Here is a 578-nt window from a genome sequence, read left to right as displayed (position 1 = left end):
GCTTTCGCCGGGCGGTGGTGTGGCCGAGAAGTCGGGCGGCTCTTCGAACGGCGGCACGTCGGGCGCCCGCATGCCGGTCAGCGGAGCGATTGCCCGCGAAACGTCCGCTGCGTCGGTGACCAGGGTGGCGCCATCCTTGAGCAGGCCGTTGGTGCCGGCGGCGCGTGGATCGAGCGGCGAGCCCGGCACGGCGAAGACCAGCCGGCCCATTTCGCCCGCAAGCCTGGCGCTGATCAGCGAGCCCGAGCGTTGCGCTGCCTCGACCACCACCAGCCCAAGGACCGCACCCGCGACAAGGCGGTTGCGGCGCGGAAAATCCTGGGCGCGCGGCTGCCAGCCGAACGGCATCTCTGAAATGATGGCGCCACGCTCGGCGATTTCCTCGCACAGGCCGGCATTTTCAGGCGGGTAAGGCAGGTCGAGGCCGCCGGCCAGGACGCCGATCGTGCCGGTCGCCAGGCTGCCCTGATGCGCCGCCGTGTCGATGCCGCGCGCCAGGCCGGAGACGATTGCGTAGCCGTCGCGGCCGAGGTCGGCCGCCAGCATGCGTGCCATCTTGATGCCGGCCAGCGATGCGT

1 protein-coding gene is annotated in these 578 nt (G+C 71.5%); it reads right to left on the bottom strand.

Translation table 11 applies throughout. The annotated features are described in order from the left end of the window. A partial coding sequence (locus EN964_RS36605; RefSeq protein ID WP_164776584.1) for a DNA-processing protein DprA occupies positions 1 to 578 on the bottom strand: 578 nt, incomplete at both ends.

Source organism: Mesorhizobium sp. M7A.F.Ca.CA.001.10.2.1 (assembly GCF_003998575.1).
Classification (GTDB): domain Bacteria; phylum Pseudomonadota; class Alphaproteobacteria; order Rhizobiales; family Rhizobiaceae; genus Mesorhizobium.
This window is presented reverse-complemented; position numbering and strand designations above follow the sequence as displayed.